The organism is Micromonospora sp. NPDC005710 (assembly GCF_040630995.1).
Taxonomy (GTDB): Bacteria; Actinomycetota; Actinomycetes; order Mycobacteriales; family Micromonosporaceae; genus Micromonospora.
In genome coordinates this window covers 220,003-236,484 of the sequence record NZ_JBEXYP010000004.1, presented here as the reverse complement: position 1 = coordinate 236,484, position 16,482 = coordinate 220,003, and the positions used below count along the sequence as shown (strand labels likewise).

The 16,482-nt window shown below is 72.2% G+C and carries 13 protein-coding genes; 5 read left to right on the top strand and 8 right to left on the bottom strand.

The features are described from left to right. Positions 1 to 4: 4 nt before the first annotated feature. Positions 5 to 1,516 carry a dGTP triphosphohydrolase gene (gene dgt, locus ABZ406_RS07475; protein WP_357756810.1) on the bottom strand — a complete coding sequence of 504 codons (1,512 nt, stop codon included), beginning with the start codon at positions 1,514 to 1,516 and terminating at the stop codon, positions 5 to 7. A gap of 174 nt (positions 1,517 to 1,690) precedes the next feature. On the opposite strand from dgt, the gene ABZ406_RS07470 reads away from it, so the two are divergent. Then, positions 1,691 to 4,210 (top strand): Tex family protein, encoded by a 2,520-nt coding sequence (locus tag ABZ406_RS07470; RefSeq protein WP_357756807.1) that lies wholly within the window; start codon positions 1,691 to 1,693, stop codon positions 4,208 to 4,210. Between the two features lie 145 nt (positions 4,211 to 4,355). After that, complete coding sequence (locus ABZ406_RS07465; protein WP_357756805.1) at positions 4,356 to 4,787, top strand: hypothetical protein; 432 nt, start codon at positions 4,356 to 4,358, stop codon at positions 4,785 to 4,787. A 13-nt stretch (positions 4,788 to 4,800) separates the two neighbouring features. On the opposite strand, the gene ABZ406_RS07460 is transcribed toward ABZ406_RS07465, so the two are convergent. From ABZ406_RS07460 to ABZ406_RS07450, 3 genes are read right to left on the bottom strand one after another with little or no spacing between them, the layout of a single operon-like run. Beyond that, a complete protein-coding gene (locus tag ABZ406_RS07460) occupies positions 4,801 to 6,042 on the bottom strand; it encodes a glycosyltransferase family 4 protein (protein ID WP_357756802.1) in 1,242 nt (413 codons plus the stop codon). A gap of 5 nt (positions 6,043 to 6,047) precedes the next feature. Beyond that, the gene (locus ABZ406_RS07455) at positions 6,048 to 6,974 is read right to left on the bottom strand and encodes an NAD(P)-dependent oxidoreductase (RefSeq protein WP_357756799.1); all 927 of its coding nucleotides are present in this window, start codon (positions 6,972 to 6,974) and stop codon (positions 6,048 to 6,050) included. After that, positions 6,971 to 7,660 (bottom strand): sugar transferase, encoded by a 690-nt coding sequence (locus ABZ406_RS07450; protein ID WP_357757268.1) that lies wholly within the window; start codon positions 7,658 to 7,660, stop codon positions 6,971 to 6,973. Before ABZ406_RS07450 ends, ABZ406_RS07455 begins: the two co-directional genes overlap by 4 nt. Positions 7,661 to 7,976: 316 nt before the next feature. Here ABZ406_RS07450 and ABZ406_RS07445 point away from each other — a divergent pair, with 316 nt between their 5' ends. From ABZ406_RS07445 to ABZ406_RS07435, 3 genes are read left to right on the top strand one after another with little or no spacing between them, the layout of a single operon-like run. After that, a complete protein-coding gene (locus ABZ406_RS07445; RefSeq protein ID WP_357756796.1) occupies positions 7,977 to 9,020 on the top strand; it encodes a polysaccharide biosynthesis protein in 1,044 nt (347 codons plus the stop codon). After that, entirely contained in the window at positions 9,017 to 10,009 is a 993-nt protein-coding gene (locus tag ABZ406_RS07440; RefSeq protein WP_357756793.1) for an SDR family oxidoreductase, read from the top strand. The genes ABZ406_RS07445 and ABZ406_RS07440 overlap by 4 nt, the downstream gene beginning before the upstream one ends. A 58-nt stretch (positions 10,010 to 10,067) precedes the next feature. Next, positions 10,068 to 11,537, top strand: coding sequence for an O-antigen ligase family protein (locus ABZ406_RS07435; protein ID WP_357756790.1), 1,470 nt, complete (start codon positions 10,068 to 10,070; stop codon positions 11,535 to 11,537). Positions 11,538 to 11,598: 61 nt separating this feature from the next. Here the strand turns inward: ABZ406_RS07435 and ABZ406_RS07430 are convergent, their stop codons facing one another. Genes ABZ406_RS07430 through ABZ406_RS07415 form a run of 4 tightly spaced genes read right to left on the bottom strand, consistent with a single transcriptional unit; the run spans position 11,599 to position 16,419 of the window. Continuing rightward, entirely contained in the window at positions 11,599 to 12,849 is a 1,251-nt protein-coding gene (locus ABZ406_RS07430) for a glycosyltransferase (protein ID WP_357756787.1), read from the bottom strand. Beyond that, positions 12,846 to 14,033, bottom strand: coding sequence for a glycosyltransferase family 4 protein (locus tag ABZ406_RS07425; protein WP_357756784.1), 1,188 nt, complete (start codon positions 14,031 to 14,033; stop codon positions 12,846 to 12,848). Before ABZ406_RS07425 ends, ABZ406_RS07430 begins: the two co-directional genes overlap by 4 nt. Continuing rightward, complete coding sequence (locus tag ABZ406_RS07420; protein WP_357756781.1) at positions 14,030 to 15,457, bottom strand: oligosaccharide flippase family protein; 1,428 nt, start codon at positions 15,455 to 15,457, stop codon at positions 14,030 to 14,032. Before ABZ406_RS07420 ends, ABZ406_RS07425 begins: the two co-directional genes overlap by 4 nt. Then, the gene (locus tag ABZ406_RS07415) at positions 15,454 to 16,419 is read right to left on the bottom strand and encodes an NAD-dependent epimerase/dehydratase family protein (RefSeq protein WP_357756778.1); all 966 of its coding nucleotides are present in this window, start codon (positions 16,417 to 16,419) and stop codon (positions 15,454 to 15,456) included. The genes ABZ406_RS07420 and ABZ406_RS07415 overlap by 4 nt, the downstream gene beginning before the upstream one ends. Positions 16,420 to 16,482: the final 63 nt, after the last annotated feature.

The following is a 16,482-nucleotide window of genomic DNA, read 5'->3' as shown; positions in this document are numbered from 1 at the left end:
CGACTCAGAGCACGAACGCGTCGGTCCAGAGTGCGCCGGACCGGCCGGAGAGCGCGTCGAGCATGGCCACCGCCTGACCGTCGGTGAGCTGCGCGACGAAATCCACGATGGCGCGGCCCCGGGCCCTACCGATCCGGTCCGGGGTACGCGGGTGCAGCTCCGCCTCGGCCAACTCGACGAGGTCGTGCAGCCGCCGGGGCAACCGGGACTCCTCCTCCGGGTCGAGCAGCCACTCCCAGAGCGCCTCGACCAGGGTGCCCAGCAGCCGGGCCTGGCCGCGCTGGTGCAGGGCGAGGTCGGGGCGGGCCAACACGAACCGGTGGTGGACGAACTTGAGCACCTGCACCTCGTGCCACTGCGCGCAGCCCAGCAGCACGTGCCCGGAGCGCACCGACGGCTGTTCGGTGACGGTGATCGCCTCGACGAAGCGGGTGGACCAGCGGGCGGAGAACCGGGCCACGTACTGCTCGGCCTCGATCGAGCCGTCGAACGGCATCGCGAGCAAGCCGTCCACCAACTCCTCGCGGACGTGTTCGACGGCGGCGGCGAACGCGTCGTCGTCGGCGATCCAGGCGTCCTTGCGGTGCAGTTGTCGGCGGAGTCGCTCGATCGCCGCCCCGGGTCGCCGGGCCGCCGTGGCGAGCGCCGCGTCGGTGATCGCCCGGAGTTGCAGGCTCTCGCGCTGCCAGGCCATCAACTCCGCGGAGACCGAACCCTGCTGGAGCACGCCGACCCGGTAGAAGTCCTCCACGTCGTGGATGGCGTACGCGACGTCGTCGGCGGTGTCCATCACCGACGCCTCGACCGTCTGCTGCCACTCCGGGATACGGCCGGCGAACGGCGCCCGGGCCTGCCGCAGGTCGTCCAGCTCGGTCCGGTAGGCGCCGAACTTCGACGAGCCGCTCTCCGGGTCGTCCGACGGTGGGGTGGCGCCGCGCGGCGGCGGGTCCATGGTGCGGGGGTGCGGGTCGGGGTGGTCCAGGCGGGTCCACGGGTACTTCAGCATCGCCGCGCGGACCGCCGCGGTCAGGTCCAACCCGGTGGTGGCGGCGCCGCGGATCTCGGTGCTGGTGACGATCCGGTACGACTGCGCGTTGCCCTCGAACCCGTCGGACAGGCCGAGGCGCTGGCGGGCCAGCCGGTCCAGCACCCGCTCCCCCAGGTGCCCGAACGGTGGGTGGCCGAGGTCGTGGGCGAGCGCCGCCGCCTCCACCACGTCGGGGTCGCACCCGCCGAGCCTGTCCAGCAGGTCACGCCACCGCTCGTCGGCGTTCAGCCGTTCGGCGACCGCCCGGGCCACCTGGGCGACCTTGAGGCTGTGGGTGAGCCGGTTGTGCACCAGCAACCCGGAGCCGACCGGGCTGATCACCTGGGTGACACCACCGAGGCGGGCGAAGAACGGCGAGCCGACGATCCGGTCCCGGTCGGCGCGAAACGGGTTGGCAGTCAGGTCGCCGAGGGCTCGGGCGCTGCCGCCGAAGAGCCGCCGGGCGCGCGGCTCCGCAGCAGATTCCATGATCGCCACGCTAGCGCAGGCCCGACGGGACCGTCGCCGGTCACCCCCGGCCGGGCTGCGGCGGTTCGGTCCCCCCGCCCCGGCCGGGTGCGGCGACAGGTGTCCGACCCGCCCGGCACAATGCAGGCGTACCCGCTCTGTGAAGGCGGATCGAGTCGAAGGCGGATCGAGATCGTGACCCAGTCTGTTCATCAGCGGATCGCCGACGAGCTCGGCGTGGCCGAGCGCCAGGTGCGGGCGGCGGTGGAACTGCTCGACGGCGGTTCCACGGTGCCGTTCATCGCCCGTTACCGCAAGGAGGCCACCGGCCTGCTCGACGACACCCAGCTGCGCACCCTCGAGGAGCGGCTGCGGTACCTGCGCGAGTTGGAGGAGCGGCGGGCCGCGGTGCTGGAGTCGATCCGCGGGCAGGGCAAGTTGGACGAGGCCCTGGAAGCGCAGATCATGGCCGCCGACTCGAAGTCCCGGCTGGAGGACATCTACCTCCCGTACAAGCCGAAGCGGCGGACCCGGGCGCAGATCGCGCGCGAGGCCGGTCTCGCCCCGCTGGCCGAGTCGCTGCTGGCCGACCCGAGTCAGGACCCGCGGGCCACCGCCGCCGGGTTCGTCGACGAGGACAGGGGCGTCGCCGACGCCGCCGCCGCGCTGGAGGGCGCCCGGGCCATCCTCATCGAGACCTTCGCCGAGGACGCCGACCTGATCGGCACGCTGCGCGAGCAGATGTGGTCGCGGGGCCGGCTGGCTTCCCGGGTACGCGACGGTCAGGAGACGGCCGGCGCCAAGTTCGCCGACTACTTCGACTTCTCCGAGCCGTACCCGAAGCTGCCCTCGCACCGCATCCTGGCGATGTTCCGGGGCGAGAAGGAGGGTGTGCTCGACCTGACCATGGAGTCCGAGGAGGCGGGCGAGGCGGATACGGCACCGACCGGCCCGACCCGGTACGAGGCGGCCATCGCCGGACGGTTCGGGGTGTCCGACGCGGGCCGCCCGGCCGACCGATGGCTGACCGACACGGTGCGCTGGGCGTGGCGTACCCGGATCCTCATCCACCTCGGCGCGGACCTGCGGATGCGGTTGTGGCAGGCCGCCGAGGAGGAGGCCGTGCGGGTCTTCGCCACCAACCTGCGGGACCTGCTGCTCGCCGCGCCGGCCGGCACCCGGCCCACGATGGGCCTGGACCCGGGCCTGCGGACGGGGGTGAAGGTGGCGGTGGTGGACGCCACCGGCAAGGTGGTCGCCACCGACACCATCTACCCGCACGAGCCGCGCCGGCAGTGGGACGCGTCGGTGGAGACCCTGGCCCGGCTTGCCGGGGCGCACGCTGTGGAGTTGATCGCGATCGGCAACGGCACCGCCTCCCGCGAGACCGACAAGCTCGCCGGTGAGCTGATCGCCCGGCATCCGCAGCTGAACCTGACCAAGGTGATGGTCTCCGAGGCCGGCGCGTCGGTCTACTCCGCCTCCGCGTACGCCTCGCAGGAACTGCCCGGGATGGACGTGTCGCTGCGCGGCGCGGTCTCCATCGCCCGCCGCCTCCAGGACCCGCTCGCGGAGCTGGTCAAGATCGACCCGCGTTCGATCGGCGTCGGCCAGTACCAGCACGACCTGTCCGAGGTGAAGCTGTCCCGGTCGCTGGACGCGGTGGTGGAGGACTGCGTCAACGCGGTCGGCGTGGACGTCAACACCGCCTCGGCGCCACTGCTCACCCGGGTCTCCGGGATCGGCGCCGGCCTGGCCGAGAACATCGTGCTGCACCGGGACGCCAACGGGCCGTTCCGCTCGCGTACCCAACTGAAGAAGGTGGCCCGGCTCGGGCCGAAGGCGTTCGAGCAGTGCGCGGGCTTCCTGCGCATCCCCGACGGCGACGACCCGCTGGACTCGTCGAGCGTGCACCCCGAGGCGTACCCGGTGGTGCGCCGGATCCTCTCCACCACCGGGCAGGACCTGCGCTCGGTGATCGGTAAGAGCGGAATCCTGCGCGGGCTGCGGGCAACCGACTTCGTCGACGACCGGTTCGGCCTGCCCACCGTCACCGACATTCTCGCCGAATTGGAGAAGCCGGGCCGGGATCCCCGCCCCGAGTTCCGCACCGCCACCTTCGTCGAGGGGGTGGAGAAGATCGGCGACCTGACACCGGGGATGGTGCTGGAGGGCGTGGTCACGAACGTGGCCGCGTTCGGCGCGTTCGTCGACGTCGGTGTGCACCAGGATGGTCTGGTGCACGTCTCGGCGATGTCCCGGACCTTCGTGAAGGACCCCCGCGAGGTGGTGAAGTCCGGTGACGTGGTCAAGGTCCGGGTGCTCGACGTGGACGTCCCCCGCAAGCGGATCTCGCTGACCCTGCGCCTGGACGACGAGCCCTCGGCCGGTGGTGGTGGCGGTCGGACGAGCCAGGAGGGGCGCGGCGGCCCGGCGCAGCGCACGCCGCAGGCTGGGCGCGGTGGGCAGGGCGCAGCCGGTGGCCCGCAGGCTGGTCGCGGCAGCGGGCAGCAGGACGGGCAGGGCGGTCGCGGCAGCGGGCAGCAGGGCGGGCGCGGCGCGCAGGGCGGTCGCGGCGGCGGGCAGGGTGGTCGGGAGGGCCAAGGCGGTCGCGGCGGCGGGCAGGGCGGTCGCGGCGGACAGCAACGGCAGGGCGCACCGGCGCCGGCCAACGACGCGATGGCGGAGGCCCTGCGCCGCGCCGGACTGGCCTGAACCCGCCCGGCACGTCAACCCCGGGCCTCTCCGTCGATCTTGCGCTTGCTGTCCCGATATAAGCCGCAATTCGCCTATCTCGACGACCACAACTGCAAGATCGACGGGGGTGCCGCGCGTCCCCGGGTCGCGTACCGTGGCGGGCGTGGCGGGCGACGACCAGGACTGGCGGGACCAGCGGGAACGGGCGGTGCGCGCGCACGCCGACGCGGACGCTCGGGCCCGCGCCGCCGAGCAGGCGACGGCCGCGACGTTGGTGACGCGCTTCGCCGCCGAGGCGACCGGGCGCGGGTTGCGTCAGGTACGGCTGACCGCGACGTCCTACGACGGCCGGCACCGCTACCGCACCAACCTGACCGGCTGGTACGTCGATCGGGCCCGCGCCCGGGCGGTCGACACCCGGGGGCGCTTCTACCTGCTGACGGTGCCGGCCAGCCTGCGTTCGCTGCTGCTCGGTGCGGCACCCGAGCCGTCCCCGCCGCCGCTGGTGATCGGCCGGGGTGGCCGCGACGGCGAGTCCATGCCGTTGGAGGCGCTGCTGAGCCAGCGCCTCGCGGCGGGCGACGACTGGCGCTGACCGCGCACCGGGGTCAGCGCCGCCGGTGGCTGTCCACCGCCTCGCGCAGCGCCCGCTCGACCCGATCGGCGCCGGCGGCGACGGAGAAGACCCTGTCGTAGTGCTCCCGACCGGCCTGACCGAGCAGCTCGAGCTTTTCCCGGCCCAGGTCGCAGAGTTCCCGCAGGGCGTCGGCGATCGAGTCGGGGTCACCGGGCCGGGCGGTGATACCCGCGCCGCTGTCACGGGCGACCGCCGCGGCGTCCCCCTCCGCCGCGACGAGCAGAGCCCGCCCGGCGGCGAGGGTGGCCTGCACCTTGCTCGGCATCGTGTACGCCGACATGCCACCCGGTCGCAGGCTCACGTAGTGCGCGTCACCGGTGGCCATCAGTGCGGGCATCCGTTCCCGGGGCACCCGCCCGAGGAACCGCACGTGTGTCACGTTCGCCTCCTCGGCCCGACGGCGGAGCCGTTCCTCGGTGGTTCCGGAGCCGGCGATCAGGCAGACCAGACGGGGGTCGCGGATCCTTGCGCAGGCGTCGATGAGCGAGTCGAGCCCCTGCGCCTCGCCGAGCGTGCCGGCGTACACGAGCACCACCTGGTCCGCGCGGAGCCCGAGCTCGGCGCGGAGGTTCGCGCGGCCCGGGTGAGGTGTCTCGTCGGCCCACACCGGAATGTGGACGAGCTTCTCCCGGGGCACGCCCCGACTGGCGAGCAGGTCGGCCGCACCGGGCGAGACGTAGGCGATCCGGCCGGCGCTGCGGTACATCCCGCCGCACCAACCGGCCATCCCCCGCTCGATCATCCGGGACACCCGGTCGGTGCCGATGAAGCCGCTGGCCACGGCGCTGTCCGGCCACAGGTCCAGGACGTGCAGCAGCGTCGGCACCCGCTGCACGTACCTGGTGAACCACATGGGCACCGCCACGCTGATCGGTGAGTTCCCCACCCAGAGGGCGTCCAGGCCACGCAGCGCGGACGTGCCGGAGACCAGCGCGGAGGCGGCGAACGAGCCGTAGTTCGCCATCCGTCGCAGCGCCGAACGGTCGTGGCTGGGATAGAGGGCCACCCGGCGGATCCTGGTCGTCCCGTCGACCTCGTCGAGGCGGCGGGTCACCCGGTAACCGGGCGCCAACTCGCCGGTCGGGTAGTTGGGGAAGCCGGTGAGAACCTGGATCTCGTGCCCCCGGTCGGCGAGGGCCCGGGCGAGCATTCCGGGAAGGGCGGCGGCGCCCGGCTCCGGGTCGAACCACTGGGTGAGCAGGCCGATCCGCATGGGCCTCACCTCGCCGCCGCGTTGGCGACGGGACGGGTGGGCTGCTCGCCGTCGGCCTGCCACAGCGTGGTCAGCGACTCACCGAGGTCGTACGCGGGCGCCCACCCGAGCACCCGGTTCGCGCGTTCGATGTCGGCGCACATCCAGGGCACGGCGGCCGAGCGGCTCGCGTCCGGGGCGAAGCTGCCGTCGCGGATCTCGCCGGTGAAGCCGGACACCTCGGCCAGCAGTTGGACGACGTCGCGCGTCGCCACCGCCTTGCCGCTGCCCACGTTGAAGACCCGCGCGGGTCCCGGCCGGCACGTCGCCGCGGCGAGGACCGCCGTGGCGACGTCCCGCACGTCGACGAAGTCCCGGTACGTGTCGTGCAGACCCACGGCGATCTCCCCCGTTCCGGTGGCGACCGCCGACCTCACCATCGCGGTCACCCGGGTGAGCACGTTTCCCGGCGGCATTCCCGGCCCGACCGGGTTGAAGATCCGCAACACGATCGTGTCGAGTCGTCCGGCCCCGCCCGCCAGCTCCGCCAACCGGGTGGCGGCCAGGTGGCTGAGCCCGTACTCGCTGACGGGTGTGCCCGGGTACTCCTCGTTGACGGCGAGGCCGTGCGGCACGGTGCCGTACTCGGCGGCCGAACCGATCCGGATCAGACGGGCACCGGGCGCCGCGGCGGCCACCGCCTCGATCAGTTTCGCGGTGGCGACGACGTGCGCCTGCACGAAGTCGTACCCGGTGCCGACGATCCGTCCGGCCGCCGTCACCACAGAGTCCGGTCGCTCCCGGGCGACGAGTGCGGTCAGGTCGCGCAACTCGACCCGGACCAGGTCACACTCCGCCCGGGTGATCGACCGGACGGTGCTGTGGGCGGCCAGCGCCGTCCGGATGTGTCGGCCGAGGAAGCCGTCCGCGCCCAGCAGCAGGACCCGGTTCATCGCCGGTGGGCGGAGTCGTGGTCGGCGGTCGCCTGCGCTGGCGGGTTACCGGTGAACTCGTGCCACGTGGCCGCCCCCGGCGCGGAGATTCCCTGGCGGCTCAGCACCACCCAGACGGTGGCCAGGACGATCCGCAGGTCCAGCAGGAAGGACCGACGGTCGACGTACTCGACGTCGTAGGTGAACTTCGCGTCCCAGTCCAGCGCGTTGCGGCCACGCACCTGGGCCAGGCCGGTGATGCCCGGCCGCACGTCGTGCCGGCGGGCCTGTTCCGGGTTGTAGAGGCTGAGGTACTGGACGAGGTGCGGGCGTGGTCCGACGACGCTCATCTCGCCCCGCAGCACGTTCCAGAACTCGGGCAACTCGTCGAGGCTGCTGGCCCGCAGCCAGCGGCCCACCCGGGTCAGGCGGTCCGCGTCGCTGACCAGCCCGCGCTCCGGGTCGGCGTGGCGCATCGTCCGGAACTTGACCACCTCGAACAGCCTGCCGTGCAGCCCGGGGCGGGTGTGCCGGAAGAGCACCGGTCGGCCGTGCGCCACGAGCACGACCACTGCCACCAGGGCCAGCACGGGAGCGCCGAGCAGCAGGACGAGGAGAGCGCCGAGCACGTCGAGAAGCCGCTTCCAGCGATCGTAGGGTCGCCGTGTCGTAGTGCCGTCCGGAGGTGTTTCCCGACCGGTCCCCAGGTCGGAAACACCGGCGCGCGGGTGCGCCGTGTGGAGAGCAACTTTTGGCATGGAGTACGCATACCACCTTTCCAGAGCACCAACTCCGTCTTTAGCGCTAACGACTTTCGGCGCGTCGACAATGGGGGGCCGAACGGCTACTTCGGCAACGCCGAGCGTTGTTCGCGTATGTGTCGACGGGCCCTCGTGAACAGCGAACGCGATTCGAATTCCGTTTAGCCGAAGAGGTCACGGCGCCTCTTACGCAAGCGTAGGGTCGCGATCGACGAGAATCCGATTCCCGAGGATGGCACCCGGGAAACAGGCAGGAGAAGATGTGGTTTCCTCGCTTTCGGACCGGCGATTTCTGATCACCGGTGGCACCGGATCCTTCGGCCAGACGATGGTGTCCCGACTGCTCGACGCCGGGGCCTCCGAAGTGCGCGTACTCAGCCGTGACGAGTCGAAGCAGGACGCGATGCGGCACCGCCTCGGTGACGACCGGGTCCGCTACTACGTCGGTGACGTGCGGGACTACGACAGTGTGCTCAAAGCCGCGCGGGGAATGGAGTTCGTCTTTCACGCCGCGGCGCTCAAGCAGGTTCCCTCCTGCGAGTTCTTCCCGCTGGAAGCCGTGCGGACCAATGTGCTCGGCAGTGCGAACGTGGTGGACGCCTGCGAGCGGGTCGGCGTCGAGGCGTTGGTTCTGCTGAGCACCGACAAGGCCGTCTATCCGGTCAACGCGATGGGCATGACGAAGGCCCTGATGGAGAAGGTCGCGCAGGCGCACTCCCGCAACAATCCGCAGGCCCGCACCCGGGTCTGCTGCGTGCGGTACGGCAACGTCATGTACTCGCGTGGATCGGTGATCCCGCTGTTCATCGACCAGATCCTGCGGGGCGGGCTGCCGACTGTCACCGAGCCGTCGATGACCCGCTTCCTGATGTCCCTGCCGCAGTCGGTGGACCTGGTGGAGCACGCCTTCCGGTACGGCCAGCCGGGTGACGTCTTCATCCGCAAGGCCGACGCCTGCACCATCGGCGATCTGGCCACCGCACTGTGCAACCTGTTCCGGGTTCCGGCGAAGTTCAACGTGCTCGGCATCCGGCACGGCGAGAAGCTGTACGAGACCCTGGCCAGTCGCGAGGAACTCGCCCACGTCGAGGACCTCGGCGAGTTCCTCCGGGTGCCGGTGGACAGCCGCGACCTCAACTACTCCCTCTACTTCGAGGAGGGCGACGTGGAGAGCGGCAACATGGCCGACTTCCACTCGCACAATGCCCGCCGGCTGTCCGTACCGGAGATCGAGGCGCTGCTGCTGACGCTGCCCGAGGTGCGGGCGCAGGTGGAGGCCGCGGCGGCGGCTGTCGTAACGGCATGAGCACCGCTACCGGTGGCCGGCGACCGGACCTGGTCCCCCGCCGACGCAGCGGGCCCGGCGAGGAGGAGCCCCGAACGGGGCGACGGGTCCTCGTCGTCGGCGTCACCGGCATGCTCGGCCACGCCGTCCTCCGCGAGCTCAGCGACGCTCCCGACCTCGACGTGCACGGCGTCGCCCGGAGCATCGAGGACCGCGCGGGGTGGTATCCCCGGCGTCTGCTGGACCGGATCACCCCGGCCGTCGACGCGACCCGGTTCGACCGGGTCCGGCAGCTCGTCGACGATCTGCGACCGGACGTCGTGGTCAACTGCGTGGGTGTGATCAAGCAACGCCCGGACGTCCAGGACGCGGTGCAGACGGTCACGCTCAACGCGCTCTTCCCGCACCTGCTCGCCGACGCCTGCGGGCAACTCGGCAGCCGCCTGATCCACGTCAGCACCGACTGCGTCTTCTCCGGCCGACGGGGCGGCTACGTCGAGGACGACCTGCCGGACCCGCCCGACCTGTACGGGCGGTCCAAGCTGCTGGGTGAGGCGCGGGGGGTCTCTGCGCTCACCCTCCGTACCTCGATCATCGGTCATGAGCTGGTCACGAACCGCTCGTTGGTGGACTGGTTCCTCTCCCAGCGGGGGCAGGTACGCGGCTTCACCAGGGCCATCTACAGCGGCGTGACGACTGTGGAGTTCGCCCGCCTGCTCCGCACCGTGATCCTGCCCCGCACCGAGCTGACCGGGCTCTACCACGTGGCCGCCGAGCCGATCGCCAAATACGACCTGCTCCGCCTGATCGCCGAGGTGTACGGCTGGCCCGGCGACATCGTGCCGGACGACGAGTTCACCTGCGACCGGTCGATGAACGCGGACGCTCTCGCCCAGGCCACCGGTTACCGGCCGCCGAGCTGGCCGGACATGATCCGGGCGATGCACGCCGCCAAGGCCCGTTGGGCTGTCGAACCGGCCCAACCGGGCCTCCAGGACGTGCCTCACTGAGGGCGGTCCAGCCGACGACCGCCGGCCTCGCCAGCGGCCGGACTTCAAAGGACATCACGTGGAAAACCGGATGGGCCAACTGGGCCTGCTCGTCGGCGCGACGTGTCTCGTGGTGGTCACCACCATCGCGGCCATCACCGTTCCGCTCGTCGCCACCGGGTTGGTGGCGCTGGTGCTGCTGCTCGCCTTCAGCCGGCGGGTGGACGGCTGGCGGTGGATGCTGGCCCTGACGATGGGGCTCCTGGTCTGCGCCTCGTCCAATGTGCCGGCGCTCGTCGGAGCGAGCTTCTATCCCCGGTACGCGGCGGTCGCCGGCCTGGTCCTCTGGGGGCTCTGCCTGCCGGCCCGGACGCCGGCCCGCACCGATGTCTGGACCCGTGTGTTCGTCGCCGCGCTCTGGACGATGGCAGGCCTCGCCACGGTGAGCTCCGCCTGGTCGGTGGTGCCGATGGAGACCCTGCAGCGGGGTGTCGCGCTGCTGCTGCTGGCCGCCCTGGTGCACGTCCTCATCCGGCGTCGGTGGCCCGATCGGGCGGTCATGATGGCCGACCTGCGCGTGGTCTACCTGGTTCTCACCGCGTCCATAGTGGTCAGCCTCGGCATCGGGTTCGCCGACGGCACGCTCGTCGCGGCGACGTCGAGTGTCACCCGCTTCCAGGGGCTCTACAACAACCCCAACATGCTCGGCATCGTCTGCGCCCTGACGATCCCGTTGGGCTGGGCGGTCTACCGGCAGTCCCGGCGGCACGTCGCACTGCTCGGCATGGTGCCGGCCGCCGCGAGCGTCCTGCTGTCCCAGTCACGGACGGCGCTGATCGCCGTGCTCGTCGGCGCGCTCTGGCTGGTGCTGCGCTACGGGCTCGGTCGGACGGTTCAGCTGGCCGCGGGGGTGACCGCCGTGCTCCTGGTGGCGCACCTGCTCAACCTGCTGCCCACCATCTTCGGCGCACGGTGGATGCGCCAGTTCGCGCTGCGCTTCACCGACCCGAGCGGGGGCGACCTGTCCAACGGGCGGACCCAGATGTGGCAGGCGACCATCGACCTGTGGTGGCAGAACCGCCCCACGCTCGGCTTCGGGTACGCGTCGCGCAACCACCTGTTCGAGCTGGCCAGCGCCGACGACTTCTTCGGCACCACCGGCGTCAGTGTGGTGCACAACAGTTACCTGCAGTTGCTGCTGGAGTTGGGGCTCGCCGCCGTGCTGCCGCTGGTGGTGCTGCTGGTGGCCGCCGGTCGGGTCGTCCTGCGGGCGCCGGTACGCCGGGCCGACGCGGGTCTCGTCTGGCTCGTCGTCACCGGCCTGCTGATCCAGCTCACCGAGTCGGCCATGTTCGGCACCGGCCAGACCTACCCGTACGTGTTCTGGACAGTGGTCGCCGCGGCTCTGTTGCACCTGCCGAAGAAGCGGAACCCCGTCGACCGGGGCGGCGTCGTCAGCGCCGGCGGGCCCCACGCGGAGGCACGACAGCAGCGGGCCGGCGTGTTCGACGACGGCGCGCCGCGCCGACCCACCGCCGTGCTGCGCTGAGAGCCCGCTGACGGCGACGTCGGCTGCGATCGGGACGCGCACCGGCCGGCGAGGTGTCGGCTCAGCCCCGGCCCGCCGTCACGAAGGCGCTCACCCGGTCCCGCCAGGCCCGGTGGTCGAACGACTCGCGGGCCCGTGACCGGGCTGCCACGCTCATCGCCGTCCACTCCTCGTCCCGTAGCCGCAGCGCCCGCTCGATCGCCGACCGGACATCGTCCGGACCGTTGCCGTCGAGCACCAGCCCCTCCACCCCGTCGTGCACGTAGGTGGCCAGGTCACTCGTGTGGTTGAGCAGCACCGGGCATCCGGCGGCGAGACTTTCCGGCACCTTGGACGGGAAACCGTTGGCGGCGTACCCGCCGGTGGGGCGGACCAGCATCGAGAAGTGCGACTCCGCCAGCAGGCTCAGCACTGTCTCGCGCGGGACGCGACCGAGGAACCGCACGTCGGCCGAGACCGCGTCGAGGACTCCGACGTCCAGGTCCGAGTGGGCGGCGGCGTCCGCGGCGTTGACCCCGGCGATGGTGAGGCTGACCCGACGCTGGTGCTCCGGGGCGAGACGACTGATCCCCCGCAGGATCACGTCGAGCATGTCCTTGCGCGCGGGCGTGCCGGCGTAGAGCAGGCGCAGGCCGTCGCTGATCGGTGGCGGTTGTGGCGCGTGGAACTCGTCGCAGTCCACCTGCGGCGGCACCACCAGCACGTCCAGTCCGTGACCCGTCAGGTAGTCGGCCAGCGTGGTGGAGACCGCGGTGGCCCGGCCGACGAGCCGGGTCGCCAGGAACGTCGACCAGCGGTGCCGGACGAAGTACGGGGTGAGCCAGCCGCGGCGGAACTGCCGTCGGTCGTGGCGCTCGCTGGCGTCCACCACCACCGGGCAGCGCAGCACGAGGCGCACTGTCGCCCAGTTGCCGAGGGTCAGCAGTGCCATCGGCAACAGCACGACGCTCACCTCACTGCGCCCGACGCCGGCGCGGCGGACCGCCCGCAGCACCCGCAGCGGTCGGGCCAGCCGGGCCGACGCGCGGGTGAGGTGGTGCCGACCCCGGATCCGCAGCGTGACCAGGTCGACGCCCGTGACACGGGGTGGCCCGGTCGGGACGGCCACCTCGCAGGGCCAGTCGTTGACGACGAGGGTCCGCGCGCCGTCGGGCGCGGCGGAGCGGGCGAGTTGCAACAGCCGGTTCGAGGTGGCGTCCCCGTGCGGGAAGGCGTACGCACCCACGAGCAGTGGACGCGGCCGGGTGATCAGCCCGGCCGGTCCCGCGTCGCGCCGTGCCTGCCGGCCGATCACCGTTGTCTGGTCGTTCATCTCTCTCCCCGGGTCGAGAAGGCTGGCGGTCGGGGTGGCACCGGTCGGTGCGGGCGGGCCGAGGCCCACCGTCGGTAGAGCGTCAGGTGGGTGGCGGCTGCGGTGTCGATGGCGAAGACGCTGCGCGCGAACCGTTGCGCCGCCGCCGAGGCCGAGGTCTGCTCGGTGTACGACGCCGCCGCGCACACCGCGTTCGCCCACCGCCGTGGGACGGCATCGGTGTCGACGACCGTCACGCCGGGCAGGTGCTCGTCGATGAAACGCACCCCCGGCAGGTCGGCGGCCACCGTGCCGACGCCCAACGCGACGGGTTCCAGCACGCCCCCGGGCAGCCCTTCCAGGCAGGACGGGTGAACCACGACGTCGGCCTGGCTCAGCAGCCCGCCCACGTCGTCCCGGGGGCCCAGCAGGTGCACCCGGTGGGCGAGGCCGACTGCCGCGGCGGCCACCCGGACGCGTTCGTCGTCGGCGTCGTCACCCGGCCCGACGAGGACGGCGTGCGCCTCCACTCCCCGGGTTCGCAGCTCGGCGAGGATCGGCGGCAGGAGCCAGCGCCGTTTCTCCGGCGAGGCCCGGCCGACGCTGACGCAGACCAGTTCCTCCGGGCGGGCACCGATCAACTGACGGAGGTCGTCCGGGCTGGGTCGGCGGAGCCGGTCCAGGTCGAGTCCGTTGAGGACCACCTGGCAGCGGGGGTCGTCGCGCCAGCGCGGGTCGTAGGCGCAGGTGAGCGAGCTGGGCGAGACGCCGAGGATGTCGGTGGCGGAGATCCGCAGCAGCCGTTTCCAGACCTGGCGGAGGACGCGTCGGCGCAGGTTGCGGTGCTGGTTGTCGTCCCCCCGGAAGTGGGCGACGCGGCCGGGCACCCCGCACAGGGCGGCGAGCGCGAGCAGCACCCCGGAGAAGTTGGCGCAGTCGACGTGCACCACGTCCGGTCGCAGCCGCCGCACCAGGCGCAGAAAGCGGGCGGCGAAGCGGAGGTCGAGTGGGATCGGGGTGACCGAGCCGCCGTGCCGCCGGACCACCTCGGCCAGCGGGCCGGGACCGATCCGGTCGCTGAGCGTCACCAGGTGCACCTGGACGCCGGCCGCGGCGAGCCGGGGCAGCAGTTCGGCGGTGCGCATCTCGGTGCCGCCGAAGTTCAGCTCACCCACGACCCGCAGCACCCGGCACTCCCCGGTCATGTCGGCTCTCCCCCGCCGAGCGCCCGCCGATAGCCCACGAACACGGCCGGCCACATGGTGAGCACGTACGCGAGGCAGGCCGCCACCGGCAGGCCGGCGAGCCCGAACGTCCGCAGCGCCCAGACCTTGAGCGCGGTGGCCAGCAGCAGGAACGTGGCCCAGCCGACGAACTGCGGCCGGAGCAGCCCGATGCTGTTCTGCACCAGGATCAGCGGGGAGGTGACCGCGATCAGGAGCGACCAGCTCGCCAGCCCGATCAGCACGGTGAGCGGGATCTCGGTGCGATCGATGCCGCCCACCCAGAGGTCGATCAACCGGTGGCCGTAGCCGACGAGCACGCCGCCGACCGCCCCCACGATCACCCCGTAGAGCAGCACCATGCGCCGCGTGTTGCGACGCACCCACGCCACCTCGCCCCGCGCCAGGGCGGCGCCGTTGACCGGCCAGACCGTCATGCCGACCAGCCCCACGAAGATCGAGAGGACGCCGAACAGCTTCCCCACCACCGCGTAGTGCGCGGCAGTGGTGGGCCCGAGGACGTTCGCGACGAGCGGACTGTCCACGTTCAGCGCTATCGCCGACATCGTGGTGAGCGCGAAGAACCGCAGACCCAGCCGGAGCAGGCCGACGGCGGTGGCCCGGTGCACGAGTTTCGGGCCCGGCCGTGGCCCGCGATCCTGGAACCAGAAGTAGGCCACGCAGTTGAGCAGGTTCGTCAGCGGCACGGCAAGCACCGCGCAGGCGATCACGGCGAGGGGTTTCCACCCGGCGGCGATGGTGCCGAGCACGGCAGCCATGGCCGCCAGCGCCCCTACCGACTGCCAGATGTTGCTCTGCACCACCTGGCCACGGGCGTACTGGATCCGCTGGATCAACGAGAGCGGAATGTTCACCGCGAAGGCGCCGAAGCAGAGCAGGACCAGGGCGGACGCCTCCGCGGCGACACCGGGGTCACTGACGTTGAACAGCGTGGCCCAGGGCACCACCGGGACCACCAGCACGAGACCCACCAGCAGCGCCACCGCGACCACGCCGAGGGTGGCGAACGCGCTCGACACCTCGCGGGCCTGTTGCCGGGGGTCGTCGGCCAGGTGACTGAGCCGGGTGAGCAGCCCGTTGCCCAGCCCCAGGTCGGCGAACCACGCCATACCGGTCAACGCGGTGACCGCCATCCACAGGCCGTACCGCTGGTCGCCGAGAAACCGGAAGCAGGCTGGGGTGATGACCAGGGGGGCGGCCAGGCCGACACCCTTCGCCACCATCGCGGCGGCGATGCCCGCCCGGACCGTACGATCCCGGTCCTTCACCGCCGCCAATGTCGGCGCGCCGGGCGCGACGGTGGTGCCGGCGGTCGGCGCGGCCGCCACCGCCACCGCCACCGAAGCCGCCGGCTCCGGTACGGCCCGACCCGCTGCCCGGGTCACCGAGGTGCGGCGGCTACGGCACGCTCGGCGTCCAACCGACCGGCCATCCACTCCACCGTCGCGCGCAGGCCCTCGGATCGGGCGACCGGCGCGACGTCCGGGAAGAGCTGCCGCAGCGCGGTGTTGTCGGCCAGGGAGTGGGCGACGTCGCCGACGCGCGGTGGCGCGTACTCGCGGGCGATCGGCCGGCCGCACAACCACTCCAGCTCGTCGAGGACCCGCAACAGGCTGGCCCGGGCACCGAAGGCGAGGTTGACCGGGTGCGGGTGGTGGACCCGGCGGCGGACCGCGTCGAGGATCACGTCGCAGACCGTGCCGACGTAGGTGAAGTCGCGCGACTGTGTCCCGTCGCCGTGCAGCACGGCGGGTTCGTCGCGCAGGGCGGCGTGCACGAAACGGGGGATCACCGCCGCGTAGGCGTGGTCGTGCCGCTGACCCGGGCCGAACACGTTGAAGAAGCGGAAGGCCAGCGTCGGCAGCCCGAACGACGCCTGGTGGGCCAGGGCGTACGCCTCGGTCGCGAGCTTGCTCGCCGCGTACGGGCTCATCGGGCGGGTCCAGGTCAGCTCGGTCTTGGGCAGCACCGGGTTCATGCCGTACACCGACGAGGACGAGGCGACGAGGACGTGCCCGACCCGGTGTCGCCGGGCCGCCTCCAACACCATCAGCGTGCCCGTCGCGTTCGCGTGGTGGGAGGCCAACGGGTCGCTCAGCGACCGGGGGACGCTCGGCAGCGCGGCCAGGTGAACCACCGCCTCGCAGCCCGCCATCGCGGCGTCCAGGGCGGCCGGGTCGAGGATCGAGCCCTCGATCAGCTCGACGTCCAGGCCATCGAGGTTGGTCCGTAACCCGACCGAGAGATCGTCGAGGACGGTCACCCCACCGACGGCGGGCTCGACCATCGCGGCACGGGCCAGGTTGGACCCGATGAAACCGGCTCCGCCGGTGATCAAAATGCGCATGAAACCCCCCGGTATACGCCTGAACACCTGTACATCGACTGAAGACGTGTCACGTGACGGCAA